Origin of the sequence: Amycolatopsis sp. NPDC101161 (genome assembly GCF_044768185.1) — a bacterium.
GTDB lineage: Bacteria > Actinomycetota > Actinomycetes > Mycobacteriales > Pseudonocardiaceae > Amycolatopsis.
In genome coordinates, this window is the sequence record NZ_JBIWPI010000002.1 from 1,918,188 (window position 1) to 1,944,651 (window position 26,464).

The 26,464-nt window shown below is 71.7% G+C and carries 26 protein-coding genes; 10 read left to right on the forward strand and 16 right to left on the reverse strand.

The window, feature by feature from the left end; genetic code table 11:
* The first annotated feature begins 22 nt into the window (after positions 1–22).
* A complete protein-coding gene (locus tag ACIRSS_RS20515; RefSeq protein WP_400896968.1) occupies positions 23–544 on the forward strand; it encodes a GNAT family N-acetyltransferase in 522 nt (173 codons plus the stop codon).
* Here ACIRSS_RS20515 and ACIRSS_RS20520 read toward each other — a convergent pair.
* Positions 509–1,531 (reverse strand): glycoside hydrolase family 76 protein, encoded by a 1,023-nt coding sequence (locus tag ACIRSS_RS20520; RefSeq protein WP_400896970.1) that lies wholly within the window; start codon positions 1,529–1,531, stop codon positions 509–511. The two genes, ACIRSS_RS20515 and ACIRSS_RS20520, sit on opposite strands and share 36 nt — an antisense overlap.
* Before the next feature lie 51 nt (positions 1,532–1,582).
* Here ACIRSS_RS20520 and ACIRSS_RS20525 point away from each other — a divergent pair, with 51 nt between their 5' ends.
* Together ACIRSS_RS20525 and ACIRSS_RS20530 are read left to right on the forward strand one after the other, a co-directional pair.
* The gene (locus tag ACIRSS_RS20525) at positions 1,583–3,718 is read left to right on the forward strand and encodes a molybdopterin-dependent oxidoreductase (RefSeq protein WP_400896972.1); all 2,136 of its coding nucleotides are present in this window, start codon (positions 1,583–1,585) and stop codon (positions 3,716–3,718) included.
* An 82-nt stretch (positions 3,719–3,800) separates the two neighbouring features.
* A complete protein-coding gene (locus ACIRSS_RS20530) occupies positions 3,801–4,778 on the forward strand; it encodes a cellulase family glycosylhydrolase (protein ID WP_400896974.1) in 978 nt (325 codons plus the stop codon).
* On the opposite strand, the gene ACIRSS_RS20535 is transcribed toward ACIRSS_RS20530, so the two are convergent.
* The 11 genes from ACIRSS_RS20535 to ACIRSS_RS20585 all read right to left on the reverse strand — a co-directional run bounded on the left by ACIRSS_RS20535 (position 4,779) and on the right by ACIRSS_RS20585 (position 13,098).
* Positions 4,779–5,435 (reverse strand): TrmH family RNA methyltransferase, encoded by a 657-nt coding sequence (locus ACIRSS_RS20535; RefSeq protein ID WP_400896976.1) that lies wholly within the window; start codon positions 5,433–5,435, stop codon positions 4,779–4,781.
* A 14-nt stretch (positions 5,436–5,449) separates the two neighbouring features.
* Positions 5,450–5,842, reverse strand: coding sequence for a DUF2784 domain-containing protein (locus ACIRSS_RS20540; protein WP_400896978.1), 393 nt, complete (start codon positions 5,840–5,842; stop codon positions 5,450–5,452).
* A 292-nt stretch (positions 5,843–6,134) separates the two neighbouring features.
* Positions 6,135–6,560: an Asp23/Gls24 family envelope stress response protein gene (locus tag ACIRSS_RS20545; protein ID WP_400896980.1), complete on the reverse strand. Its 426-nt coding sequence runs from the start codon at positions 6,558–6,560 to the stop codon at positions 6,135–6,137.
* A gap of 69 nt (positions 6,561–6,629) precedes the next feature.
* A complete protein-coding gene (locus tag ACIRSS_RS20550; protein ID WP_400896982.1) occupies positions 6,630–6,941 on the reverse strand; it encodes a hypothetical protein in 312 nt (103 codons plus the stop codon).
* Entirely contained in the window at positions 6,938–7,294 is a 357-nt protein-coding gene (locus ACIRSS_RS20555; RefSeq protein WP_400896984.1) for an Asp23/Gls24 family envelope stress response protein, read from the reverse strand. Before ACIRSS_RS20555 ends, ACIRSS_RS20550 begins: the two co-directional genes overlap by 4 nt.
* Complete coding sequence (locus ACIRSS_RS20560; RefSeq protein WP_400896986.1) at positions 7,291–7,857, reverse strand: Asp23/Gls24 family envelope stress response protein; 567 nt, start codon at positions 7,855–7,857, stop codon at positions 7,291–7,293. The genes ACIRSS_RS20555 and ACIRSS_RS20560 overlap by 4 nt, the downstream gene beginning before the upstream one ends.
* Positions 7,848–8,402 (reverse strand): RNA polymerase sigma factor, encoded by a 555-nt coding sequence (locus tag ACIRSS_RS20565; protein WP_400896988.1) that lies wholly within the window; start codon positions 8,400–8,402, stop codon positions 7,848–7,850. The genes ACIRSS_RS20560 and ACIRSS_RS20565 overlap by 10 nt, the downstream gene beginning before the upstream one ends.
* An 80-nt stretch (positions 8,403–8,482) precedes the next feature.
* Positions 8,483–9,046: an orotate phosphoribosyltransferase gene (gene pyrE, locus ACIRSS_RS20570; RefSeq protein ID WP_400896990.1), complete on the reverse strand. Its 564-nt coding sequence runs from the start codon at positions 9,044–9,046 to the stop codon at positions 8,483–8,485.
* 27 nt (positions 9,047–9,073) lie between these two features.
* On the reverse strand, positions 9,074–11,521 hold the full coding sequence (locus tag ACIRSS_RS20575) for an ABC transporter permease (RefSeq protein ID WP_400896992.1): 2,448 nt from the start codon (positions 11,519–11,521) through the stop codon (positions 9,074–9,076).
* Positions 11,521–12,255 carry an ABC transporter ATP-binding protein gene (locus tag ACIRSS_RS20580; RefSeq protein ID WP_400896994.1) on the reverse strand — a complete coding sequence of 245 codons (735 nt, stop codon included), beginning with the start codon at positions 12,253–12,255 and terminating at the stop codon, positions 11,521–11,523. Before ACIRSS_RS20580 ends, ACIRSS_RS20575 begins: the two co-directional genes overlap by 1 nt.
* 75 nt (positions 12,256–12,330) lie before the next feature.
* Entirely contained in the window at positions 12,331–13,098 is a 768-nt protein-coding gene (locus ACIRSS_RS20585) for an SDR family NAD(P)-dependent oxidoreductase (protein WP_400896996.1), read from the reverse strand.
* Between the two features lie 71 nt (positions 13,099–13,169).
* Between ACIRSS_RS20585 and ACIRSS_RS20590 the strand changes: the two genes are divergently transcribed.
* Positions 13,170–13,829, forward strand: a complete 660-nt coding sequence (locus tag ACIRSS_RS20590; RefSeq protein ID WP_400896998.1) for a hypothetical protein — start codon at positions 13,170–13,172, stop codon at positions 13,827–13,829.
* On the opposite strand, the gene ACIRSS_RS20595 is transcribed toward ACIRSS_RS20590, so the two are convergent.
* From ACIRSS_RS20595 to ACIRSS_RS20610, 4 genes are all read right to left on the reverse strand, one after another.
* Positions 13,826–14,575: a hypothetical protein gene (locus tag ACIRSS_RS20595; protein WP_400897000.1), complete on the reverse strand. Its 750-nt coding sequence runs from the start codon at positions 14,573–14,575 to the stop codon at positions 13,826–13,828. The two genes, ACIRSS_RS20590 and ACIRSS_RS20595, sit on opposite strands and share 4 nt — an antisense overlap.
* Before the next feature lie 430 nt (positions 14,576–15,005).
* Positions 15,006–17,600, reverse strand: coding sequence for an ATP-dependent chaperone ClpB (gene clpB / locus ACIRSS_RS20600; RefSeq protein WP_400897002.1), 2,595 nt, complete (start codon positions 17,598–17,600; stop codon positions 15,006–15,008).
* Between the two features lie 96 nt (positions 17,601–17,696).
* Entirely contained in the window at positions 17,697–18,884 is a 1,188-nt protein-coding gene (locus tag ACIRSS_RS20605; RefSeq protein WP_400897004.1) for an MFS transporter, read from the reverse strand.
* Between the two features lie 100 nt (positions 18,885–18,984).
* Positions 18,985–19,470, reverse strand: coding sequence for a MarR family winged helix-turn-helix transcriptional regulator (locus tag ACIRSS_RS20610; protein ID WP_400897006.1), 486 nt, complete (start codon positions 19,468–19,470; stop codon positions 18,985–18,987).
* A 235-nt stretch (positions 19,471–19,705) separates the two neighbouring features.
* Between ACIRSS_RS20610 and ACIRSS_RS20615 the strand changes: the two genes are divergently transcribed.
* The 6 genes from ACIRSS_RS20615 (at position 19,706) to ACIRSS_RS20640 (ending at position 26,457) form a co-directional block, all read left to right on the forward strand.
* Positions 19,706–20,881 carry a globin domain-containing protein gene (locus tag ACIRSS_RS20615; protein ID WP_400897008.1) on the forward strand — a complete coding sequence of 392 codons (1,176 nt, stop codon included), beginning with the start codon at positions 19,706–19,708 and terminating at the stop codon, positions 20,879–20,881.
* Between the two features lie 351 nt (positions 20,882–21,232).
* On the forward strand, positions 21,233–22,336 hold the full coding sequence (locus tag ACIRSS_RS20620; protein WP_400897587.1) for a globin domain-containing protein: 1,104 nt from the start codon (positions 21,233–21,235) through the stop codon (positions 22,334–22,336).
* A gap of 54 nt (positions 22,337–22,390) precedes the next feature.
* Entirely contained in the window at positions 22,391–23,107 is a 717-nt protein-coding gene (locus ACIRSS_RS20625; RefSeq protein ID WP_400897010.1) for a dienelactone hydrolase family protein, read from the forward strand.
* A gap of 145 nt (positions 23,108–23,252) precedes the next feature.
* On the forward strand, positions 23,253–24,008 hold the full coding sequence (locus ACIRSS_RS20630; RefSeq protein ID WP_400897012.1) for a lytic polysaccharide monooxygenase: 756 nt from the start codon (positions 23,253–23,255) through the stop codon (positions 24,006–24,008).
* Entirely contained in the window at positions 24,005–24,535 is a 531-nt protein-coding gene (locus tag ACIRSS_RS20635; RefSeq protein ID WP_400897014.1) for a DUF305 domain-containing protein, read from the forward strand. Before ACIRSS_RS20630 ends, ACIRSS_RS20635 begins: the two co-directional genes overlap by 4 nt.
* Before the next feature lie 368 nt (positions 24,536–24,903).
* Complete coding sequence (locus tag ACIRSS_RS20640) at positions 24,904–26,457, forward strand: ATP-binding cassette domain-containing protein (RefSeq protein ID WP_400897016.1); 1,554 nt, start codon at positions 24,904–24,906, stop codon at positions 26,455–26,457.
* The last annotated feature ends 7 nt before the right edge of the window (positions 26,458–26,464 follow it).

Sequence of the window (26,464 nt, forward strand, 5' to 3'; positions counted from 1 at the left end):
CCCGCGGCGGGAGAATGGCGGGGTGGTCAGACTCGCGCACACCGCCCAGCTGCCGGCCGCCGACCTGCTCGCCGTCCGGGCTCTGCTCGAAGGTGCGTTCACCGACTTCGACCCACCGGGCTGGGAGAACACCCTCGGCGGCATGCACGCCCTCACCTTCGACGGCGACGAGCTGATCGGCCACGCCTCGCTCGTGCAACGCCGGCTGCTGCACGGCGACCGCGTGCTGAACACGGGCTACGTCGAGGGCGTCGCGGTGCACCCGGACCACCGGCGGCGCGGGGTCGCGAGCGCGTTGATGGCGGCGATGGAGGAGCTGCTGCCCGGGTACGAGGTGGGCGCCCTGAGTGCGACCAGGGCCGGGGCGCCGCTGTACGCGGGCCGCGGCTGGCAGCTGTGGCGCGGGCCGACTTTCGCCTTGACGCCGTCCGGGGTCCAGCGCACCGGGGACGACGACGGCGGTGTCTACGTCGTCCCCGGCCGGGCCCCGCTCGACCTCGACGGGGAGCTAACCGCCGACTGGCGGGCCGGCGACGTCTGGTGACAGCGTCGCCGCGGCTTCCAGGAGCATCCAGCCGCCCACCTGGACCGACATGTCCCGCTCGGGGGCGTCCTCCGGCAGGGGCAACGGCGGTGCCGGGCGGTCCCAGTACGCGCTGAACACCGGGCCCGGCGCCGCGCCCGACCAGCACGCCTCCGCGGAGTCGAGCACCAGCGAACGGGCGATCGCGGCTTCCGGGCCGGGCAACGCCTGCGCCGCCAACGCCAGGTAGCGCGCCAGGATCGCCGCGAACAGGCCGCCGTCGCCGCCGCCCTGGCCGCGGATCACCCCTCCTGGAGCGCAATGCGAAGCCACCGCGCGGACCGTGCGCGCGGCGGCGTCCATTGAGGACAGTTCGAGGCACGCCCCGAGGTAGACCCCTTGGCAGTACGTGTAGATGTGCTTGACCAGCTCGCCCGTGTCCGTGCGGATCCCGTCCCACACCAAGCCGGTAGCCGGGTCGACCAAAGTGGACGTCATCCAGTCCAGCATCTCGCGCGCCCGAGTCAGGTTGCCCGACCGCGCGTGGAAGATCGCCGCCGGGCCGTTGGCCGGGGCGTTCTTGAACTCGTCGCCGACGCGCCACCAGATGCCGCCGCCCGCCGCGGCCGTCCAGCCCGACAGCAGCCGCGTGTCGATCGCCGCCACCGCTGGGCCGGTGTCGATCCCGAGCGAAGAAACCCGTTGCAGCGCAAGGCCGAGCCACGCGATGTCGTCGTAGTACTCGTTCGTCCAGCGGCCGAAGTTGCGCAGCCGCACCGAACGCGCGAACGACCGGATCAACGCCAGCCGTTCGGGTGAAGCGGCCCGCAGCTGCGCGTCGACGAGCGTGTCCAGCAGGTGCGCCTGCCACCAGTAGTTCCAATGCCAGTGCAGCCGCTGGCCGGGCGACGGGGGCCAGCCGCTGCGGCCGAGGACCGTGCCGGGCAGCCCCCACACCCGGCGCAGGTGCCGCGAAGTCACCGCGCGTTCGGCGGCCGAGACGTCCATGTCGCAATCGTGCCTTGCCCATCGACATACCGCTCGGTATGTTGGGCTGTCATGACGACGGCCCACGTGACCTGCCCGCTGTGCGAAGCCACCTGCGGACTCGAGGTGACGCTGGATGCGAACCAGCGGGTCACCCGGGTGCGGGGGGACGAGAACGACGTCTTCTCGAAGGGCTACATCTGCCCGAAGGGCGCGTCGCTGGGAGCGTTGCACCACGACCCCGACCGGCTGACCGCGCCGCTGCTCAAGCGCGACGGCGAGTTCGTCGAGGTCAGCTGGCAGGAGGCCTACGACGAGATCGACCGCCGCCTCCCGCCGATCCTCGAGGAGCACGGCCGGGACGCCGTCGCCGTGTACGCGGGCAACCCCGGCGTGCACAACATCGCGCTGACGCTCTACGGCCGCGTGCTCTACAAAGCGTTGGGCACCAAGAACTTCTACAGCGCGACGTCGGTCGACCAGATGCCGAAGCACTACTCGTCCGGCACGATGTTCGGCGACCCGCTCGCCATTCCGGTCCCCGACCTCGACCGCACGCGGCACCTGCTGATCCTCGGCGCCAACCCGCTCGTCTCCAATGGCAGCCTGATGACCGCGCCGGACATCCGCGGCCGGCTGCGCGGGATCCGCGAGCGCGGCGGCAAGATCGTCGTCGTCGACCCGCGCCGCACGCGCACCGCCGCGTTCGCCGACGAGCACCACGCCATCCGGCCCGGTACCGACGCGCTGCTGCTGTTCGCGCTGGTCAACGTCCTGTTCGCGGAGAACCGCGTCGCACCGGGACGGCTGGGAGAGCACCTCAACGGCCTCGACGACGTCCGCGAGCTGGCCCGGCCGTTCACCCCCGAAGCCGTCGCGCCGCGCACCGGCATCGACGCGGCCGAGATCCGCCGGATGGCGCTCGAGCTGGCCACCGAGAACGCCGTCGTCTACGGCCGGATCGGCACCACGACGCAGACGTTCGGCACGGTCGCGAGCTGGCTCGTCGACGTCCTGAACGTGCTCACCGGCAACCTCGACGCGCCCGGCGGCGCGATGTTCCCGCTGGCCGCGTGCCAGCCGACCGGGAACCGGCGCCCGTTCGCCGTCGGGCGGTGGCACAGCCGCGTGCGCGGCTACCCCGAGGTTGTCGGCGAACTGCCGGTCGCGACGCTGGCCGACGAGATCGAAACCCCGGGCGACGGCCAGGTCCGCGCGCTGATCACGGTCAGCGGCAACCCGTGCCTGAGCACGCCGAACGCCGGCCGGCTGGCCGCGGCCCTCGAGAACCTCGACTTCATGATCTCGGTCGACGTCTACCTCAACGAGACGTCCCGCCGGGCCGACGTCATCCTGCCCGGCCCGTCGCCGCTCGAGCGGCCGCACTTCGACCTGGCGTTCTACCAGCTCTCGGTGCGCAACGTCGCGAACTGGACGCCGGCGACGCTGCCGTCGGAGCTGCCCCAGGAGTGGGAGACGATGCTGCGGCTCACCGGCATCGTCACCGGTCAGGGGCCCGAAGCCGACGTCGCGGCGCTGGACGACTTCGTCGCCGCCGAAACCGCGCGCCGGAACGAGCTCGACGTCACCGGTGAGCGCACCGGGCCCGCGCGGCTGGTCGACCTGCTGCTGCGCGCCGGGCCGTACGACGTCACGCTCGCCGACCTCGAAGCCGCGCCGCACGGGGTGGACTTCGGGCCGCTGAAGCCGCGGATCCCCGAGGTGCTGTGCACGGCGTCCGGCCGGATCGAGCTGGCGCCCCCGGAGGTCGTCGCCGACGTCCCGCGGCTGCGTGACGAGCTGGCGAAGCCAGCCGACGAGGGTCTGGTGCTGATCGGCCGGCGCCACCTGAGCTCGAACAACTCCTGGATGCACAACCTCGAGCCGCTGATCCGCGGCGGGAACCGCTGCACGGTCCTGGTCCACCCGGCCGACGCGACGCGCCTGGGCCTAACGGACGGCGCGCTGGCGTCGGTGACCTCGCGCGCGGGCAAGCTGGAGGTCCCGGTGGAGGTGACGGACGAGGTCAGGCAGGGTGTCGTCAGCATCCCGCACGGCTGGGGCCACGACGTCGAAGGTGCGCGGACCCGCGTGGCGAGCGCGAACCCGGGCGTCAACTCGAACCTGGTCGCGGACGAAACCCTGCTCGACGTGCCGTCGGGGACCTCGGTGCTGAACGGCATCCCGGTCGAGGTCGCCCCCGCCTGACGCTTGACACCGGCCCCGGTCCGAGAGGATTCTCGGCCAGGCATGTTGACGTCAACATCGATCATCGGACATCGGAGTTCGCATGACCCGCCTTCGTCGCTGCCTGCGTGTCCTCCTGCTCGCCGTCCTCGCCGCGCCCCTGCTCACCGCCCCGCCGGCGTCCGCCGCGACGAACGCCTTCCGGGGCGTGAACTGGGCCGACGCCCGCGACAACTACGTCGACGGCTGGGTCATCCCGACCGGGCTCACCGCGGGTGACAGCTACGACGTCGTCCGCACCAAGGCGGACGGCATCATCACCGGCTTCCAGCAGCAGCTCGGCGCGAACACCGTGCGGCTGCCGATCAACCCGCAGAGCGTGAATTCGGACTGGTGGGCGCGGTACAAGGGCGCCGCCGACTCCGCGCTGGCGCACGGCATGAAGGTCATCTTCGGGTACTGGGAAGCGAACAAGGACGGGTTCGTCGACGACGTCACCGCGTGGAACACCATGTGGGACAAGGTCACCGGCGACTACGGCGGCAACGGGAACGTCTACTTCGAGCCGATGAACGAGCCGTTCGGCTACAGCCTGAGCTCCTGGGTGTCGCTCTGCTCGACCTGGCTGTCCCGGCACTCGGCCATCCCGCGCGGCCGGGTGCTGGTCAGCGGCACCGGCTACAACGACAACGTCACCGGCGTCGGCGCGGCGAGCGCGTTGAGCGGAACGCTGCTGTCGCTGCACTTCTACGGCTTCTGGGCCTCGGACACGACCCGCTCGGCGTGGACCACGAACCTCAGCAACCGGCTCGGGTCGTACTCCTCCCGCACGATCATCGACGAGGCCGGCGCCCCGATGACGACCGGGCTGGACTACTCCGCGGGCCACCAGGACGGCAACAACTTCACGGCGTACTTCGCCGCCACCACCGATCTCGCGCGGTCCCGGCAGATGGGTGTCGTCTACTGGCCCGGCCTGCGCTCCGGCGACACGTACTCGATCACGCGGCAGAGCGGCAGCGGCCTGGCCACGAACAACGCGTCCGGCGTCGTGCAGCTGCGCTGGGGCTGGGGGCTCTGACTACCAGGCCGCCGACAGGTCGGCGTGCTGCCGGACCCAGGCGTGCATGACGATCCCCGCCGCGACGCCCGCGTTGATCGACCGGGTCGTCCCGAACTGGGCGATCGACACCGTCAGCGCCGCCGCTTCCCGCGTACCCGCGGACAGCCCCGGCCCCTCCTGGCCGAACACCAGCACGCACTCGCGCGGGATGTCCGCCGTCTCGACCGGCTCGGATCCCGGGGTGTTGTCCACCGCCACGACGGCGAGGCCGTTTTCCGAGGCGAACGACACCAGCCCGGAGACGTCGTCGTGGTGACGCAGGTGCTGGTAGCGGTCGGTCACCATCGCGCCGCGGCGGTTCCAGCGGCGGCGGCCGACGATGTGCACCTCCGCCGCCGCGAAGGCGTTCGCCGTGCGGACCACCGTGCCGATGTTGTGGTCGTGCTGGAAGTTCTCGATCGCGACGTGGAACGGGTGCCGCCGGCGGTCCACATCGGACACAATCGCCTCACGGCGCCAGTAGCGGTACGCGTCCACGACGTTGCGGCGGTCGCCGTCGCGCAGCAGGTCCGGGTCGTACCGCTCGTCCGACGGCCACTCACCCGGCCACGGGCCGACGCCGACCTCTTCGCGGCTCACCCACTCGGTGGGTCCGGCGTCCGGGGAGGTGCTCACCCCCCGATTGTCGCCTAGCCCAGGCGGACCCGGTGCGTCCGGGCGTCCTCGCTGTGGTCGCGGTGGCGCCAGCGGTAGTAGACGCCGATGTAGGAGTACACGACCACCGCGATCGCGACGACGCCGATCGCCGGCAGCCACGCCCGCGGGAACACGGTGTCGTAGAGGTAGTAGGCGTTGAACCCGCCGGGCAGGTCACCGAGGCCCTGCTGGTGCCGGAAGTAGTTCTCCAGCGCGGTGAACGGGCACGGCACCGGCGCCACGTTGACCAGGACACCCCAGGTCACGCCGAGCAGGTGCACGAAGATCAGCTTGGGCCAGCGCCAGGCGAGGAAACCGCCGAAACCGATGAGCAGCAGGGCCAGGATGTGTACCGCGACAGTCACGTCCGCCAGGAACTTCGCCACCACACGCCCCCTTCACCGAACCCCCTACCAGCGACTTTACTCCGCTGATCGGATTCGGCCGCCCCCTAGAGTGCCCGGCTGTGTGATGTTTAACCCAGCGGAGCAACCCGTTCACCCTGGCGGTGACGGAGGCGTCACACCCGGTGGGAACTCCGGCGGGCGCTTCGCGGGGTACTGCGTCGGCTCCTCGCGCGGATAGGGGTGCGGCTTCTTCCACGGCGGCTGGTGCCCGGGCCGGTCCGGCGGCTCGTCGGGCTTCGACGGCTCTTCCACACTTCGACGGTACGCCGGATCAGCTGACCCGGTCGGACGGCGCGGGTGCCTCGTCGCCGGGCAGGTGGACGTCGCTGACGTTGATGTTCACCTCGACGACCTGCAGCCCGGTCATCCGCTCGATCGAGGTGACGACGTTGCGGCGCACCGACCGCGCGAGGTCGGCGATGGCGACGCCGTATTCGACGAGGATCTGCAGGTCGACAGCGGCCTGCTTCTCGCCGACCTCGACCGAGACGCCCTGCCCGGCGCTGGCCGACGCACCCGGGATGCGGTCACGCAGGGCGCCGAATGCCCGCGCGGCGCCGCCCCCGAGGTCGTGCACGCCGCTGACCTCGCGCGCGGCGAGCCCGGCGATCTTCTGCACGACGGTGTCGGCGATCGTGGTGGTGCCCTGCTTGGTGACGAGGGCGGTGGTCTCGGTCTTCTCGGCCGTCGCGGTCATCGTGGTCCTCCCTGAATGTGCTGAGCCCCAAGGCTTTTCGTAGGTGAGGACCCCGGGGGAAGGAGAGGATCACTGTGACGTGGGTCTCCCGAAGGCCGCGCCGTCGAGGTCGGTGACGACCAGCCGGAGCCGCGCGCCTTCCCACTCCGTCCCGGCCAGCACCGGGCGCACCGCCGCCGCGGCCTGCTCCAGCAGCGGCGGGAGCGGCAGCCGCGTGGCGATGAGCCGGATCTGGACGACTTCGGCCGAGAGGTCGACGGCTTGGCCGGCCCAGTCCACCGGCAGCCACGTCGTCTCGGGCGAGATCGGGGTCGCCGGGCGGAGGCCGGCCACGGTTTCGAGAGCGCCGACGATCTTCTCGACGGCTTCGGCGCCGGTCACCGCGGCTCGATGTCCAGGATGGACACCGAAACCCCGTCGACGGCCAGCCCGGTCTGCTCGGTCACGAACCGGCCCACCGAACGCTGCACCGCCCGGCCGACCGCCGCGGCCTGGTCGGCCGCCGACGTGACCAGGTCGACCTCGACGCTCACCCGGCCGTCCGCCGTGCGGACCCGGACGCCGTCCGCCGGCGCCGGGTCGAGCCCCTTCCAGCGCTGACGGGCGGCGCGCGTCCACGCCGTCACCAAGCCGCGCAGGCCCGGTTCAAGCCGCACGACGCCGGGCGTCGTGACCGCCGCCTTCGCCGCCACGCTGGCGATCACCGGATCGGCGATGACGTACTCCACGCTCATTCCCCTGGCCCCCCGACCGTGTCCTCGAAGATGTCGTCCACCAGCAGGTCGAGCTTCGCCAGCGTCAGCCCGACCCGGGCCGCCGCCGCGGCGCTCACCCGCTCCCGCACCAGCGCCAACGCCTCACCGCCGGTAGCGTTCCGCAGACTCACCGCGAGGGTGAGTTCGACTTCGACGCCCCCCGCGGCGAGCGGGCGGACCCGGCAGCGCCGCGCCCGGACGCCGTCGACCGTGTCCGCCGCGTACCGCAGCACGGCCGCGACGGCCTGCTCGCTGATCTCGACGAACCCCGGTTCCGGGGTCGGCAGCGCCACCATCGAGCCGCGCCGCACCTCGGCCCGCACAGCGGACATGATCCGGCTGAACAAGGCAGGTGGCACGTCGTCCTCGGCCACCAGTTCCGACGTCGCTTCCCGCAGCGCCAGCAGGCTTTCGCGCGCGGCCCGGCAGTGCGGGCAGGTCAGCTCGTGCTCGTCGGCCAGCCCGGCGCCGACCGCGTCGAGCCGCTCCCACACCTGCTCGACGTCGCGTTCGCAGGGCAGTTCGTAGTCCGTCATCGCCATGGCTTCATCACCTCCGCCAGCTGGGCTCTGGCCCGCGCGATGCGGCCGCGGACCGCGGTCGCGTTCGCGCCGACGACTTCGCCGATCTCTTCGTAGGACCGGCCGTGCACTTCCCGGAGCAGCCAGCACGCCCGTTGCTCGGGCGTCAGCTGGTCCAGCGCCGCGTTCAACGCCGCCAGCTGGCCGCTCACCTGGGCGGCCCGCTCCGGCTGCAGGTCCGCCCGCGGCGACTCGGCGGTGTCCAGGTCGACGTCCGCCTGCGGCTTGCGCGCGCGGATCGCGTTGAGGCAGCGGTTCGTGGTCGCCCGGTAGAGCCAGCCGACGAACGCGGCGTCGTCCCCGAGCTGGCCGAGCTTGCGCCAGGCGTTGAGGAACACCTCCTGCACGACGTCCTCGGCGTCGCCGCGGTGCGAGAGCATCTTCACGGCGAGCCGGAACATCGGCCCCTGGTAGCGCAGCACGAGCTGCTCGTAGGCCCGGACATCGCCGTCTTTGGCGCGCCCGACGAGGGTCGCGTCGTCCAGCGGCGTAGCGGTTGTCGTCACGGCACCTCCTCGGGAGGAGGACACCGGCGGGCGGGAAACGTCACGGGGTGATTGTCGGTGACCTGGGTCACCGCGGCGACTCAGTCCAGGCCGAGGTCGTCCTTGCCGAGGACGTACCGGTACTCCAGGCCTTCCTTCTCGATGGCCTCCCGCGCCCCGGTGTCGCGGTCGACCACCGTCACCACGCCGATCACGTTCGCGCCCGCTTCACGCAGGGCCGCGACCGCCTCGAGGACGCTGCCGCCGGTCGTCGAGGTGTCCTCGACCGCCAGGACGCGCTGGCCGCGGACCTCCATGCCCTCGATGCGGCGCTGCATGCCGTGTTCCTTGACGGACTTCCGGACGACGAACGCGTCCAGCACCACACCGTCGTTCGCCGCCGAGTGCAGCATCGCCAGCGCGACCGGGTCGGCGCCGAGCGTCAGGCCGCCGGCCGCCACGTAGTCCCAGTCCGCCGTCAGCTGGCGCAGCAGCTTGCCGATCAGCGGCGCGGCCGCGTGGTGCAGCGTCGCGCGCCGGAGGTCGATGTAGTAGTCGGCTTCCTTGCCCGACGCCAAGGTCACTTTTCCGTGCACCACGGAAAGATCGGTGACCAGCCTGGCCAGTTCGAGTTTCGCCGCTTGATCCAACCCGGGGTTCGCCACGGCCGAGAGTCTTACACACGACCGTTCTCACTCCCCGATGGATGTGGCGTCGACCGCACGCCCGCGCGTCGCCGCCCAGGCCGGGACCAGGATCGCGACGAGCGAGAGCACCACGGCGATCGCGAGCACCACCAGGTAGACCGCGAGCGGGCCGGACGGCAGCGGCGATCCGCTGACCACCAGGCAGAACGGCACGATCGAGCCCGCCGCGACGAGCGTCCCGAGCAGCACCGCGATGGTCGCGATCAGGCCGCCTTCGACGCCGGCCATCCGCAGCACCTGGCCGCGGGTGAACCCGCTCAGCCGCTGCAGCCCGAACTCGCGCCGCCGCCGCGAGGTCGCCATCACCAGCGTGTTCACCACCGAGATCACCGTGTAGGCGATGATCATCCCGACGAGCAGGTAGTTGACCCACGCGCCGACCTCGTTGCCCTTCGCGTGCGCCGCGATCAGCGCGTCCCGGTCACCGATGGAGACCGGCAATCCCGCTGTCGCCTCGCGAAGCCGTGAAGTCAGCGTCGCCGTGTCGACGCCGTCGGCCGCGCGCACCAGCAGCTGCGGCGCGAGCCCGGTCGTCGTGTGCGGCGCGAGCAGCCCGGCGGGCAGCACGAGCTTCTCGAACCCGGCGCGCTGCTTCACGACGGCGGCCACCCGCACGTCCACCGGCGAGCCGTCGCCGAGCCGCAGCGACAGCGTGTCGCCGACGTGGTGGCCGAGCGTGTCCGGCACCTCGACGGCGTTCCCGCTCAGCTCGCTGACGCCCAGCGCGGGCCAGCCGTCCTTGTCCACGTGGGAGTCGAACGGCTTCTCGATGAACACCGAGCTCGTGACGTACTCCGAGGCACTCGCGACCCCCGGGGTCGCGCGCACGCGGCCCAGCACCGACGGGTCCAGGCCGCCCGGGCCGGCCACGACGGCGTCCGCCCTCAGGTCCTCGGTGTACGCCTGGTTCGAGACGGCTTCCTGGGTCGTCTGCAGGTAGATGTTGGCGGTCGCGATGCCGACCGCGAGCATGATCGGGGTGACCGCGCCCGCCGTCCGCACGGCGCCGACGCGGGTGTTGCGCAGCGCGATCCGGCCGGTGACGCCGCTGAGGGCCTGGACCGGCCAGCGCAGCAGCATCGCCGTGACCTTGGTGACGCCCGGGCTGAGCGCCGCCAGGCCGAACGCCCACAGCATCACCGCCGGGCCGGCCGTGCTGGCCGCGACCGGGCCGGTCATCACCGCGACCGTGACGATGGCCAGCGCCGTTCCCCCCGCGAAGCACAGGATCGCGGTGATCACCCGGATCGGCGTCAGCCAGCGCCGTTCGACGGCCGCCTCGGCGAGCGCCTCGGTCGGGCGGACCTTCGAAGCCCGCCGCCCGGCCACGAAGGACGCCGCGAAGACGGCCAGCAGCGACGCGCCCGCGGCGACCGTCGCCGGGAGCCAGCCCTGCTCGAACCGCAGCACGTCCGGCACGACGTGGTTCGCCGCGAGCTGGTCGAACAGCCAGTTCCCGAGCACGGGCCCGAGCACGACCGCGACGGCGACCGCGAGCAGCCCGACGACGAGCGCCTCACCCAGCACCATCCGCCGCAGCTGCCGCGGGGTCGTGCCGATCGCGCGCAGCAAGGCGAGTTCGCGCTGGCGCTGCTGGGTCGACAGCGTGAGCGTCCCCGCGACGACGAACACCATGACCAGCGCCGACAACCCGCCCGAGACGGCGGCGAGCACGATCAGGTTCTCGCCGCTCTTGCCCACCTCGGGGAACTCCAGGGCCCCGCGGTCGGCGCCGGTCGTCACGACTCCGGCGTCGCCGACGACCGACGACACCGCGGCGGCGTCCCCGCCGAAGACGCCGATCGCGTCGAACTGCCCGGGGTGTCCCGAGAGCCTTTCCGCGTCCGAAGCCGCGAAGAACAACGCCGGGTCCCGCATGGACTGGGGCGCCTTCGCGACGCCGGACACGCGGTACTGACCGATGGTGCCGTGCGCCGCGACGGGCAGAGTGGTCCCGGCGGCGATCCCCATGTCGGCGTCAACGACCACTTCACCCGGCTTCGGCGCTTCGCCCGTCAACGCGTACGGCGTCAAGGCGGCGGAATCCCACGCGTGCCCGAGCGCGCTCGACGTGCCGAGCTGCACCGGGAAGCTGACCTCGCCGACCACGTTCGTGACGCCGGGGACCGCGCGCAGGCGGTCGGCCAGGGCGGCCTCGACCCGGACGCGCTCGGGCAGGGTCGCGTTCTTGTACTTGTGCTTGTCCTCGGGGCCAAGGGTCGCCGGGTCCTCTTCGGGCACCGCAAGCGTTTGCTGCCCGCCGACGACGATCGGCGCCGCGGCCAGCCGCTGCACCGGCGTCTCCGACCGGATGCCCGTTTCCATCAGGCCACCGCACGCCGAAACGATCAGCGCGCCGAAGAACACGGCGACGAACGTCGCCAGGAAGCCGCCCTTGCGCAGGCGCAGCGTCCGGAGCGCGAGCGTGAACATCAGGCCGCCACCCGGCCCCACGCGCCCAGGTGGGTCATCCGCTCGGCGACGGCTTCCGCGGTCGGCCGGTCCAGGCGCCCGGCGATCCGGCCGTCGGCCAGGAACACGACTTGGTCGGCGTAGGACGCGGCGACCGGGTCGTGCGTCACCATGATCACCGTCTGGCCGGACGAGGAGACGGAGTCGCGCAGCAGGCCGAGCACGTCGGCGGCCGTGCGGGTGTCGAGCGCGCCGGTCGGCTCGTCGGCGAACAGCACGGCGGGGTCGGTGACCAGGGCGCGGGCGATCGCGACGCGCTGCGCCTGCCCGCCCGAGAGCTGCCCGGGCAGGTGCTTGCGGCGCCCGTCCAGCCCGACGTGCGCGAGGATCCGCGCGACGAGCCGCTTGTCCGGGCGCTTGCCGGCCAGCTGCAGCGGCAGCACGACGTTCTGCTCGACCGTCAGCGCCGGGAGCAGGTTGAACGCCTGGAAGACGAAGCCGACGCGGTCGCGCCGCAGCTTCGTCAGGTAGGTCTCGTTCTTGCCGTCGAGGTCCTGGCCGTCGAGCACGACCCGGCCCGACGTCGGCCGGTCGAGCCCGGCCGCGCAGTGCAGGAAGGTGCTCTTGCCCGACCCGGACGGGCCCATCACCGCCGTGAACCCGCCGCGCGGGAACGAGATCGAGACCCCGTCCAGCGCGACCACGCCGCCGTATTCCTTGCGCACGGCCTCGAGCCGAACCGCCTCTGTCGTCATGGGTAGAACGCTAGGGAGACAGCCCTTCGATCACCCTGGTGCGCGCGTGCGTCTTGCGGGTAGGGGCAGCCCTACTCAGGTGCGGCCCTTGCCGCCGAAGCCGCCGCTGATCCGGCGCAGCACCGCGCGCGGCAGCAGCCCGCCGATCGCAACGACGGCCTTGTACTGCAGGCTCGGTACCGAGATCACCTTGCCGCGGCGCAGGTCCGCGAGCGCCTCGCCGACCACCTGTTCGACACCCAGCCAGGCGATTTTCGGGCCGGGTTTCCCGATGCCGGCCCGCTGGTGGAACTCCGTCGCGGTGAAACCGGGGCAGAGCGCCATCATCCGGACGCCCTCGGGCAGCGACGCGGCGATGCCTTCGGTGAACGACGTGACCCAGTTCTTGCTCGCGGTGTACGTCGAACCGCGGCCGCTGAAGAACCCCGCGACGCTGCTGACCTGGATGATGTCGCCGTGGCCGCGCTGGATCATGCCGGGGAGCACGGCCCGGGTCAGCCGCAGCACGGCCGTCACGTTGACGTCGAGCTGGCGCTGCAGCGCGTCCGGCGGGATGGTCCAGAAGTCGCCGTTCAGCCCGAACCCGGCGTTGTTCACCAGCAGGTCGACCGGCCCGGCGGCGAGCCGCTCCTCGACGGCCGTCCGACCGTCCACTTCGGACAGATCGGCGGGCAGCACCTCGACGGCGACGCCGTGCTGTTCCCGCAGCTCAGCGGCGTAGGCCTCCAGCCGCGCGGTGTCGCGCGCGACGAGCACAAGGTCGTACTTCTCGGCGGCGAGCGTGCGCGCGAACTGCGCGCCGATGCCCGCGGTGGCACCGGTTATGAGAGCGGTGGTGGTCATGTGGGTGAACGATACCCACAGGTCAGAGCCTCCGGGTGCAGCCGTTTCGGGGTCGGGTTATCGTCCCGGCCATGGGTAAGCACAGCAGGCGCAAGAGCGGCTACCTGCCCAAGGTCGCCGCGCCCGTGGCCCTCCTGTTCGCATCTCCCGCGACGGCGTTCGCCGCCCCGGCCGACCTCCCCCTGCCCGTGGACCACCGCCACACCACGACGCTCGACAACGACGGCGACACGCTGTCCGCGAGCCGCCGCGACTTCGTCGGCAAGCAGCTCGGCGACGCCCGGATCGCGTCCGACCTGACGGAGGCGGCCGCCACGAGGGGCGACCGCGCGGGGGCGCTCGAGCGGGCTCGCCACGGCGTCTGGCTGGGCCACGGCGTCGACGTCCTGAGCGAGAACGCCGACCAGCTCGACGCCGGGCTCTTCACCGGCGACCTGACGGGCGGGGCCGCCCTGCGGCGTTCGTCCGGGCAGGCCGTGGACCTCGGTCAGCTGGGCGCGGTCGGGGCGACGTCCGAAGTGCACGCCATCGGCAGCTTCGCCGGCGACCTGGACGTGGGGCAGACGCACGAACTCGGCGGTCAGCTCGGACCGGCGTCCGGCCTGGTCAAGACCACGTCGGGCTCCTTCAGCGGCGACCTCGGCGTGGACCACGTGGTCCACGTCCAGGGCGGCGTGACGTCGTTGCGCGGCACGCTGACGGCCAGCGTGCTCGACCAGCCGGTGCTCTAGTCCTGCGGCTCGGCGGGCGGCGGGATCGGCGTCCCGGCGGCGGGGGTCGGCGGGTTGCCGCCGATGGACGGGATCGGCGCGCTCGCCTGGTGGCGGCCGGCGTCGTAGTCCTCGTCGAACGGGTCGACGATGTCCGCGATCTCGCCGAGGTCGCGCAGCAGCCGCTCGAGCCGCGACGGGCCGGCGGTCGGGGCGACGCTGGCCAGCACCCACTCGTTCTCGAGCCACGCCACGCCGACGTCGCCGCCGAGCTGGTCCGCGGCGTCGACGAGCTCCTGGGTGATGACGGCCCGGGCGCCGTCCGCGTCGTCCGCGAAGGCGTAGCGCGAGCCGATCGGGCCGAGCATTTCGGGCATGTCGGCGCGCTGGAACGGCACGCTCGACAGCCACATCTCGATGGGGATCCGGTGCTTCTTGTTGCAGCGCACGGCGACGACGACCGCGGGGATCTGCCCCTCGGACTCGATGTCGAAGATGAACACCGGACGGCGGCCGTCGGAGGTGAAGGTCGACCCCGCGACGACGTTCACGGCGGCGTCCGCGCCGAAGTAGCCGATGGCACCGTTGGACCACTGCTGCGGCAGCCGTTCGTCCTCTTCGACGAACTGCCAGCCGCGCAACTGAGCCCAGCGCATGCGCTCACGGTTGCGCGAGCCCTCCTTCGCCCGGTCGGCAGCGAGCAGCCCGAGGCCCGCCACCAGGGCGACGGCCGCGATGACGAACCAGATCCACGCCGGAATACCCACGACGTGCAGGGTATCGCCTGCTACGCCGAAGAGATGATCGCCGGTACCCGTGTCGCCGGGCCCGTTCGGACCAATTCCCCGCCACCCTGTCGACAAGTCGCCTAATCCCGGGATTCGGCCAGAGCTTCAGGCAAGCGAAGAACGTGGCCCGGTCGGCCTTTCCGAGCGGTTCGACCAGGTGCGCCCGCACGGCGCGGACGGGCACCGGCCGCGCCCGTCCTCGGGTCAGGAGGGTGAGCACACCGAAGTCCGGATCGGACAGTCCGGTCGCGGCGGCGACGTCTTCGGCGACGCGAGCCCGCACGGTGGCTTCCGCGGCACGCGCATCCCCGAAGAAGGCGCCGAGGTGGCCATCCTCCTGGCCACTGTGGACGAAAACGGGCCAACCGGCGCCGTCCACAGGACGAGCGCCGGTTGGCCCGGTGAAACCTCAGACGCGCTGGACCGTCAGCGAGTCGCCGGCTTCCAGCTCCGGGATGTCGACCCGGACCGTGTCACCGTCCCGGATGTCGCCCGACAGCAGCGCCTTGGCCAGCTTGTCGCCGATCGCCGACTGGACCAGCCGCCGGAGCGGGCGGGCGCCGTAGATCGGGTCGAAGCCGTTCAGCGCCAGCCACTCGCGGGCGCCGTCGGTGACGTCCAGGTTCAGCCGGCGCTGGGCCAGCCGCGACGCCAGCCGGGCCACCTGGATGTCCACAATGGACGTCAGCTGCTCGGTGCCGAGCGAGTGGAACACGACGATGTCGTCGAGCCGGTTGAGGAACTCCGGCTTGAACTGCCGCTGCACCACGTTGAGCACCGCGTCCCGCCTCTGGCGTTCGTCCAGCGAAGGGTCGGCGATGGCCTGCGAACCGAGGTTCGAGGTCAGGATCAGGATGGTGTTGCGGAAGTCCACCGTCCGGCCCTGACCGTCGGTCAGCCGCCCGTCGTCGAGGACCTGCAGCAGCACGTCGAAGACGTCCGGGTGGGCCTTCTCCACCTCGTCGAGCAGCACCACCGAGTACGGGCGCCGCCGGACGGCCTCGGTCAGCTGGCCGCCCTGGTCGTAGCCGACGTACCCCGGCGGGGCACCGACCAGGCGCGCCACCGAGTGCTTCTCGGCGTACTCGCTCATGTCGATGCGCTGCATCGCGCGCTCGTCGTCGAACAGGAACTCCGCCAGCGCCTTGGCCAGCTCGGTCTTGCCGACGCCGGTCGGGCCGAGGAACAGGAACGAGCCGGTCGGGCGGTCGGGGTCGGCGACGCCGGCCCGGCTGCGGCGCACCGCGTCCGCGACGACCTGCACGGCCTCGGCCTGCCCGATGACCCGCCGGCCGAGCTCCTCCTCCATCCGGAGCAGCTTGCCGGTCTCGCCCTCGAGCAGCCGGCCCGCCGGGATGCCGGTCCACGCGCTCACGACGTCGGCGACGTCGTCCGCGCCGACCTCTTCCTTGAGCATCACGTTCTGCTGGCTGACCTCGCTCGCCGCGGTGGCCGCTTCGAACTCCTTCTCCAGCGCCGGGATCCGGCCGTAGCGCAGCTCGGCCGCCTTGCCCAGGTCACCGTCGCGCTCGGCGCGTTCGGACTCGCCGCGCAGCTGCTCCAGCTGCTCCTTGAGCTCGCGAACCTTCTCGATCGAGCCCTTCTCGTTCTGCCAGCGCGCGGTCAACGCGGTCAGCGTCTCGCGCTTCTCGGCCAGCTCCGCGCGCAACGCGTTGAGCCGGTCCTTCGAGGCGGCGTCGCTCTCCTTCGCGAGCGCCATCTCCTCGATCTCCAGCCGGCGGACGGCGCGCTCGACCTCGTCGATCTCAACCGGCCGCGAGTCGATCTCCATGCGCAGCTTGGACGCGGCCTCGTCGACCAGGTCGATGGCCTTGTCCGGCAGGAAGCGCGCGGTGATGTAGCGGTCGGACAGCGTCGCGGCGGCGACCAGCGCGGCGTCCGTGATCCGGACACCGTGGTGCACCTCGTAGCGCTCCTTGAGCCCGCGCAGGATCGCGATGGTGTCCTCCGGCGACGGCTCGCCGACGAGCACCTGCTGGAAACGCCGCTCCAGGGCGGCGTCCTTCTCGATGTGCTGGCGGTACTCGTCGAGGGTGGTCGCGCCGACCATCCGCAGCTCGCCGCGGGCGAGCATCGGCTTGATCATGTTGCCCGCGTCCATCGCGCCCTCGCCGGTCGCGCCGGCGCCGACGATCGTGTGCAGCTCGTCGATGAAGGTGATGACCTCGCCCGCGGAGTCGGTGATCTCCTTGAGCACGGCCTTCAGCCGCTCCTCGAACTCGCCGCGGAACTTCGCGCCGGCCACCATCGACCCGAGGTCGAGGGCGACGACGCGCTTGCCGCGCAGCGACTCGGGCACGTCCCCGGCGACGATGCGCTGGGCCAGGCCCTCGACGATGGCCGTCTTGCCGACGCCCGGCTCACCGATCAGGACCGGGTTGTTCTTCGTGCGCCGCGACAGCACCTGCACGACGCGGCGGATCTCGGTGTCGCGCCCGATGACCGGGTCGAGCTCGCCGCCCCGGGCGCGCTCGGTCAGGTCGACGCCGTACTTCTCCAGCGCCTTGAACGTGCTCTCCGGGTCTTCGCTGGTGATCCGGGCGGAACCGCGGACCTTGACGAACGCCTCCTGCAGCGCGTCCGGCGTCGCGCCGTGGCGCTTGAGCAGGTCGGCCACCTGGCCGCCTTCGGTCGCGAGCCCGACGAGCAGGTGCTCGGTCGAGACGTACTCGTCGCCCAGTTCGGTGGCGAGCTTCTGCGCGCGCGTCAGCGACTTGACGGCGAACGTGTCGAACTGCGGGCTCGACACCGTCGCGCCGGTCGCCGACGGCAGCGCCGCGATCAGCGGCTCGAGCTCCTTGTGCACCACCCCCGGGTCGGCCCCGACCGCGGTCAGCAGCGGTGCGGTCAGCCCCTCACCCTGCGCCAGCAGGGCGCCCAGCAGGTGGGCGGCCGACACGTGCGGGTTGCCGGCCATGGTGGCCGCCTGCGCCGCGGACGAGATCGCCTGCTGGGTTTTCGTGGTCGGGTTGAAAGCGTCCATCCCTCACCTCATGCTCGGTACTTCAAAAGTCCTGGTGACAGGCCTGACCCAGACCTGACACTATCCTTAACGCACGAAAACTTGAGTCTGTTCCGCTCAACTCTGACCGGGTGCGACGGCACTCGCCGGCAACCGCGAACCGAGCATCCCGAGCCCGGCGACGGCGAGACCGGCGCACGCCCCGACCAGCACCCAGGGTAACCAGTCGGCGACCGAGAACAACGCCACCACGGCGGGCGTGAGGACCTGCGCCACGGTGAACGCGTACTGGTACGCAGCCAGGTAACGGCCGCGGGCGACCGGAGGTGCCGCGGCCTCGGCGAGCGCACCCGAACGCGGGCCGAAGACCAGGTCGCCGGCGGCGAAGACGAGCGTCGAACCGAGCAGGTACACCACCCGCCAGCCGGCCGGCACGAGCAGCACGCCGAGGGTGACCAGGCACCACGCGGCGAACAGCGCCGAGCCCGCGCGCATCGCCGCGATCCGGGTCAGCCCGGCGGTGAGCCGCAGCGCGAGCGTGCCGCCGACGCTGGTCAGCACGGTCAGCAGGGCGAGGATCGCGCCGGGCAGCCAGGCGGGGCCGTGCAGCCGGTCGAGCACGAACACCGGCGTGCCGATCAGGAAGAAGTCGAGCGAAAGCCCGAAGAGCCCGCTGAAGAGGATCAGCGCGAGGTAGGGCCGGTCGCGCAGCACCTTGACCGACCGTTCGCACTGCGGCTTGTGCGGCCGCGCGAGCCGGACGAACAGGGCGAGGATCGACGCGGCCACGAAGAACGTCAAGGCGTCGAGGACGAGGGCGATGCGGTACCCGCCCTGCCCGAGCCAGGTCAGCAGCGCCCCCGCGACGAGTCCACCGAGGCCGAAGCAGCCGGCCCGCACCATCCCCACCTCGGCGAACGGCCGATCCTTCGGGACGTCGCCCGCGACGTCGGCGATGAGCACGAACAGGGAGCTGTAGAACAGCTGTTGCCCGGTGGCGAGCAGGATCGCGGCGGCCACGACCGGGCCGGCGGAGTCGGCGAGCAGGTACGCGCCCGCGCCGGCGGCCTGCAGCAACTGGGCGCCGATGACCACGGTCCGCGGCCCGACGCGGTCGACGAGCCGGCCGGCCAGCGGCGGCACGACCAGGCCGCCGATCGTGCCGAGCGTGACGGCCGTGCCCGCCACCGCGAGCGGCATGCCGACCACCTGCGTCACGTAGACCAGCGCCAACGGGAGGAACAGACCTGAGCCGAAGTTGTCGATCCCCAGCGCGCACAGCAGTGCGACCCGGCTACGCGTCACCTTCCGACGTTAACCCTGTGGCGCACCGCCAAGTCAGGCCCGAACGGAGACTTTCCGGCTTGCGGAATGCAACTGCCGGTGCGCCTGCGCGGGCACTACGTCACTTGTTCGTGTCGGCCAGGCAGGCGGCGCTGCCGAGGGCCCGGCGGAGGTCGGCGTTCATCTCGGCGAGCCGGCCGGTGAGGTCGGTGACGCGCTCGTCGTCCCAGCCGCCGAGGGCCTTCTCCATGAACTCGAGGTAGTTGCCCCGCCAGCGGGCGAGCTCGGCGCGGCCCTTCTCGGACACGCTCACCAGGGACGCGCGACCGTCCTCGGGCGCGGGCCGGCGGTCCACCAGCCCGGCGGCGGACAGCTGCGTGATCTGCCTGCTGACCACCGACAGGTCGACGAACCGGCGCTTGGCCAGCTCGGACGGCCTGGCCTCGCCGTTCTTCGCCAGGTCCGACAGCAGCATCGCGGCCGCGGGGTGCAACCCGGGCTGGTCCTGCCAGGCCTGCATGACCCAGGCGTGCTGGAGCTGCGACGCCGTCTTCAGCTCGCGCATGAGCTCGACCCGGACATCGTCGTCGCTGTCGTCGAAGCCCATCGGGACCCCTCCCGCCATTACTTGTGCAATACAAGTTTATTGCTCATCGCTTGCGCGAGCAAGGATCGGACCGGTGAGGTCGCCCACGCCGTCACCGGCCGCGATACACCCGGTCGGAGCAACAATGCGGGCAAAAGGGCGCCCGGCGGCTACCCTGCGGACGGACCGCGCGCGCGGCGCGGCCGACTGATCAGGTGCAAGCAGTGGCGATGGATCCAGGAGGCGGCAGCAACCCATGACCGCCGACTCGGTCAGCCCGTTCCCCAGGTCTTCGGCCCCGCGTGAAGCCCCCGCGGCCGTCACGGCGATGGTCCGGCTCATCCGCGACAGCTGGGCCAAGTCGGAGCCCTACATCGCCGAAATCTCCCAGTTCTTCTACGGGATGCTCTTCACCCTCGCGCCGACCACGCGCGACTTCTTCCCGATCAACATGGAGATCCAGCGCGGCCGGCTGGTGCGCGCGCTGGTGCACATCGTGCAGATGGTGGACCGGCCCGACGACCTCGCGCCGTTCCTGCGGCAGCTGGGGCGCGACCACCGCAAGTTCGGCGTGGTCCCGCGGCACTACGAAGCCGTCGGCACGGCGCTGCTCGCGTCGCTGAAGAACCACCTCGGCCGTGAGTGGACGCCCGAGGTCGAGCGCGCGTGGGCCGAGGCGTTCACCATCGCCGCACGGGCCATGCAGGACGCAGCGGCGGCCGACACGAACCCGCCGTCGTGGTCGGCCACCGTCGTCGAGCACCGGCGGCTGACCTGGGACCTCGCCCTGGTGCGGCTGGTGCCCGACCAGCCCGTGCCCTACCACCCGGGCCAGTACGTGAGCGTCGAAGTCCCGCAGCGGCCGCGGCTGTGGCGCTACCTCTCGCCGGCGAACGCGCCGCGCGAGGACGGCGGCATCGAGTTCCACGTCCGCGCGATCGACGGCGGCTGGGTGTCCAGGGCCATCGTCAGCCACACCCAGCCCGGCGACGTCTGGCGGCTCGGCCCGCCACTCGGCCGGATGACGGTCGACCGCGAAACGTCACGAGGCGTGCTGATGATCGCGGGCGGCACCGGCGTCGCGCCGCTGCGGTCGATCCTCGACCACCTCGCGCTGTGGGGCGAGAACCCGAAGACGCACCTCTTCTACGGCGGCCCGGCCCGCGAGGACCTCTACGACCTCGAGGAGCTGCGCGCGCTCGCGTCGGTCAACCCCTGGCTGACCGTGACGCCGGTGGTGGAGCGCGGCGGCGACGTGCCGGGGTTCGAGCAGGGCACGCTGGCCGAGGCGGTCACGCGGTACGGCTCCTGGCCGGACCACGACGTCCTCGTGTCCGGCTCGCCGGCGATGATCCGCGCGACGGTGTCGCGCATGCTGGTCGCGGGCAGCGCGCTGGACCAGATCCAGTACGACCCGTTCACGATCGACTAGCTGCCAATTGCGGACGCACTCGTCCGGTGCACAAATCGAACGAGCGACGAGAATTGTTACGCACTTCGCGTAAACCGTCCGGGTGATCGTTTTTACGCAGCGCCAGACGAGGTTGACCGCGTGTGGCGAAATTGCTCCGTTCGAGCGGGACCGCGCGGAATCACGCGCATCTGCACGGGAATTCGCCTACAGTCGGGAACCCTCGGGGGCGGCACCGCACGGCGACGCCGCACACACGGCACGAAAAAGCCTTTGTACGACTGGAGATTACCGTTCCCGATGAACGCTGAATCACTGAGGGTTTCCCCGCTGCCCCAGACCGTTCCCGTTTCGGCCGTGGAAGGCCGCGAGCTGGCCCGGCTTATTCGTGAAAGTTTTGCGGAGATCGAACCGAAAGCCGACGAACTCGCGCAGTACTTCTACGGTGCTTTGTTCGTCATCGCCCCGGATTGCCGCGACATGTTCCCGGTCACCATGACCAGCCAGCGCAGCAGGCTGCTGCGCGCGCTGGTGTACGTCGTGCAGATGGTCGACCGGCCCGACGACCTGGTCACGTTCCTCGGCCAGCTGGGCCGCGACCACCGCAAGTTCGCCGTCATCTCCCGCCACTACGACGCCGTCGGGACCGCGTTGCTCGCCGCGTTGAAACGGTTCCTCAAGCAGAAGTGGACGCACGAGGTGGAGGCCGCGTGGACGACGGCGTACGGGCTCATCGCCAAGACCATGCGCGAGGCCGCGCAGGCCGAGACCGGGCCGGCGTCGTGGGCGGCGCGGGTGCTCGACCACCGCCGGCTGTCCCGCGACGTCGCGATGGTGCGCGTGCAGACCGAGGGGCTGTTGCCCTACCGGGCCGGCAGCTACGTGAGCGTGGAGGTGCCGCAGCGGCCGCGGATGTGGCGCTACCTCTCCCCGGCGAGTGCGCCGCGCGGCGACGGCCAGATGACGTTCCACGTGCGCGCGGTGCCCGGCGGCTGGGTCAGCGGCACCATCGTCAACCACACCAAGCCGGGGGACGTCTGGCGGCTCGGGCCGGCGATGGGCACGCTCAACGTGCGCCCGACCGCGACGCGGAAGCGGCTGCTGATGATCGCCGGCGGGACCGGCGTCACCCCGTTCGTCTCGATCCTCGACGACCTCGCGCACTGGAAGCGCAACCCGCCGGTGCACCTGTTCTTCGGCGGCCGAAGACCGGAGGACCTCTACGCGCTGGACGACCTCCGGCGGCTGACCGCGGTGTCGAAGTGGCTGACGGTGACCCCGGTGACCGAGGAGGGCGCGGTCCTGGGCGGCGACCGCGGCACGCTCGCCCACGCGGTGACCCAGCGCGGCGAGTGGCAGGACCACGACGTCCTCGTCTCCGGCTCGCCCCCGATGATCCGGGCGACGATCGCGAAGCTGCTGGCCGCCGGCGTCGAGCTCGAGCGCATCCGGTTCGACCCGTTCACGCTGGACTGAGCCGGCTCTCAGCCACGCGCGCGGGCGGCGTCGATTCTCGCTATCTTCGCCGATATGGAGACGACTATTCCGGTTTCGGACGGCACGATCGGCGGCTACCTGGCGGAGCCGGCCGGCGAGGGACCGCACCCGGGCGTGGTGCTCATCCACGACGCGTTCGGGCTGAGCCAGGACACGAAGAACATCACCGACCGCTTCGCCGCCGAGGGTTACCTCGCGCTCAGCCCGGACCTGTACTCGCGCGGCGGGATGCGCCGCTGCGTGCGCCGCGTGTTCTCGGACATGTTCGCGAACCAGGGCCGGACGTTCGACGACATCGAGGCGTCGCGCGCTCTCCTGGCCGCCCGCCCGGACTCGTCGGGCCGGATCGGCATCGCCGGGTTCTGCATGGGCGGCGGCTTCGCGCTCGTCGCGGCGTCGCGCGGCTTCGAGGCGTCGGCGCCGTACTACGGGCAGTTGCCGAAGAACCTGTCGGTCCTCGACGACGCGTGCCCGATCGTCGCGAGCTTCGGCAAGAAGGACTTCTCGCTGCGCGGCGCGGCGGCGAAGCTCGAGACGGCGCTCACCGAGCGTGAGATCCCGCACGACGTCAAGGAGTACGACGGCGCGAGTCACGGGTTCGCCAACAAGATCGAGGTCGCGGCCCCGCTGAACCTGCTGCTCAAGGTCGTCGGGTTCACCTACCACCACGAGGCGTCCGAAGACGCGTGGCGCCGGGTGACGGCGTTCTTCGGCGAACACCTGCAGCAACCGGCGCGACCTTCGCACTGAGCCGAGCGGGCTAGCCTTTTCGCCGAACGGCTGTAGTTCGTTGACCGTTGTGCCCGAATCGACTTATGGTCTAGACCACATCTTCCCCGGATGTGCTCGTTCGCCCTCCCCTTGGAACAAAGCTGTTCCCCTTCGAGGAGCCGAAATGACCTGGAACAGAAAGCTTTTCGCGGCCGCCGCCGGTGTCCTGCTCGCCCCGGTGCTGGTCGTCGTCCTCCCCGCCACCACCGCGAGCGCGCACGGCTACATCTCTGACCCGCCCAGCCGGCAGGCCAACTGCGCGGCGGGGAAGGTCCCGGACTGCGGCCAGATCGTCTACGAACCCCAGAGCGTCGAAGGGCCGAAGGGCCTGCGCAGCTGCAACGCCGGGCTGGCGCAGTTCGCCGAGCTGGCCGACGAGTCCAAGCCCTGGCCGGCCAAGTCGGTCGGCACGTCGGTGACGTTCAACTGGGTGTTCACCGCCCGCCACGCCACCAAGAGCTACGAGTACTACGTCGGCAACACGCTCGTGGCGTCGTTCAACGGCAACGGCCAGCAGCCACCGGCGACGGTGCAGCACACGGTGAACCTGTCCGGCTACTCGGGCCGGGTCAAGGTGCTGGCGATCTGGAACATCTCCGACACGGCCAACGCGTTCTACAGCTGCGTCGACCTGCAGATCGGAGGCGGCGGCACGACGACCCCGCCGCCGACCACGACGACCCCGCCCCCGACGACGACCCGCCCGCCGACCACCACCCCGACGACCCCGCCGTCGAGCGGTACGTGGGCGGCCGGGACGGCGTACAAGGTCGGTGACGTGGTCACCTACAACGGCGTGAGCTACCGCTGCATCCAGCCGCACACGGCGATCGCGGGCTGGGAGCCGCCGAACACCCCGGCGCTCTGGCAGCGCCAGTGAGGGTGTGGCTCGCCGTCGTCGCGTTGCTGCTGACGAGTTGCAGCGCGACGGCGGCCCCACCCGCGTACAACGCGGCCGATGTGATGTTCCTGCAGATGCTGATCCCGCAGAACCAGCAGGGGATCGACCTCGTCCGCCTGGCCGCGGACCCGTTGCCACCGGCGCTGAAGGAGCTGGCGGCGGCGATCGAGTCGACCCAGCGGACCGAGATCACCGACATGCGGAACTGGCTCCGCGCCTGGTCCCAGCCGGAGTCGATGGACATGAACCCGCAGGCTCACGCGGGCCACGGCGGCATGAAGATGACGTCGCCGGACGTGGTGGGCGCGCTCCGCACGGCCCCGGCCGCCGAGTTCCCGCGCAAGTTCCTCGACGTGCTGTCGGGCCAGCAGCAAGGAGCGGTCGAGCTGGCCCAGACGGAGAACTCGGCAAGCGGCGGAGTCAACGCCCAGGCCCGCGACCTGGCCCGGAGGGTGATCGAGTCGCGGACGGCGGAGGTCAAGCAGCTGCTGAACTTCAAGGTGTGACGTCCCCGCGGCGCGGACCGCGAGCAGCCACCTGCCCGGCTGCTCGCGGTCGGTCGCGGTCGGTTGCGATTGCGGCCTTACCCGAGCGCGCCGCTCCGCCGCGGTCGCCCAACTCGCCCCGCCGCGGTCGCCCCCGCACCCCTCCCTGCGCCGGCGCCGCCGCTGCCGCCGCCCTGCGCCGAAATTCGCTTGGCCGGCTTCCCGCGCCGCACTAGCCTCGCGATCATGACCTTCTCCTTCGCCGTCTTCGCGAGGTTGCGCAACCGCCGCTAGCGGCGGTGCACCGAACTTCCCTGCCCGCCGTTCCGGCCATCGCCGGGCGGCCCCTCTTGTGCTGCCCGGCTCCCTCCAGAGCTGCGGAGCATCCCTTGAACCCCCTTGCGACCGAACACGCCCACCTGCGCGCGGAAGGCGTCGGCGTCACCCTCGGCTCCCGCCGGGTCCTGCACGACGTGAGCGTCACGGTGTCGGCCCGGTCCCGGCTGGCCATCGTCGGTGAGAACGGGCGCGGCAAGACCACCTTGCTGCACGTCCTCGCCGGGCTCCGGGCGCCCGACCACGGCACCGTCCACCGGACGGGCACGGTCGGCGTCGCCCGGCAGGCGCTGCCGTTCCGGTCCGGCGAAACCGTCGGCACGCTGACCACCGAATCCCTGCGCGAATCCCACGACGCGTTGCGAGCACTCGACGCGGCGGCGTCGGACTTCGAGGAAGACCGCTACGCCGTCGCGCTCGAAGCGGCCACGCGCCTCGACGCGTGGGACGCCGAACGCCGCGTCGACGTCGCCCTCGAAGCGCTCGCCGCGTGCACCGACCGAAGCCGCGAACTGAGCACGCTCTCGGTCGGGCAGCGCTACCGCGTGCGCCTGGCCTGCCTGCTCGGCGCGCGGCACGACTTCCTGCTGCTCGACGAGCCCGGCAACCACCTCGACGCTGACGGCCTCGCGTTCCTCACCACCCGCCTGCGCGGGCACGACGGCGGCGTCGCCCTGGTCAGCCACGACCGCGCGCTGCTCGCCGACGTCGCTTCGGAGTTCCTCGACCTCGACCCCAGCCAGGACGGCCGCCCGCGGACGTACGCAGGCGGGTACCAGGCCTGGCAGGACGGTCGCCGCCGCGACCGCGAGCGCTGGCTCCAGGAGTTCGAGGAGCAGCAGGACACCCACCGGCAGCTGACACTCGCGGTGACGCAGGCCCGCGACCGGCTCAGCACGAGCTGGCGGCCGGACAAGGGCACCGGACGGCACAAGCGCCAGTCGCACGCGCCCGGTGTGGTCCAGGCGCTGAACCGCGAGCGGGCCGCGCTGGAGGCGCACCGCGTGACGGTGCCGGAGCCACCGTTGTCGTTGCGCTGGCCCGATTTCGGCACGGAGTCTCGCCGTTCGCTGATCGACGTGCACGAGGTCGCGGTGGCCGGCCGCCTCCGCGGGCCGGTCACGTTGACGATCGCCCGCGGCGACCGGCTGCTCGTCACGGGCGGAAACGGAACGGGCAAGTCGACGCTCCTGTCGGCCCTGACCGGCGAGCTGGCCCCGACGAGCGGGACGGTCCGGCGAGCTCCCGACGCCCGGATCGCGTTGGTGGGCCAGGAAGTCCCGTCGTGGCCGGAGGAGCTCACGGCTCGCCGGCTGTTCGAGCGGGAGGGGGTTCCGTTCTCGGCCGTGGGCTTGCTCGACGCGGAAGCGTTGCGGACCCCGGTGGGCCGGATGTCCCAGGGCCAGCAGCGCCGGCTCGACCTGGCCTTGCGCCTGGCAGGACGCCCGGACTTGCTGGTGTTCGACGAGCCGACCAACCACCTGTCGGCCACGCTGGTCGACGAGCTGACGGAGGCGTTGCTGAAGACGCCGGCCGCGGTGGTGGTGGCGACACACGACCGCCGGATGCTGGCGGATTTGGCCGCCTGGCCCCGATTGGAGCTCTAACGCAAGA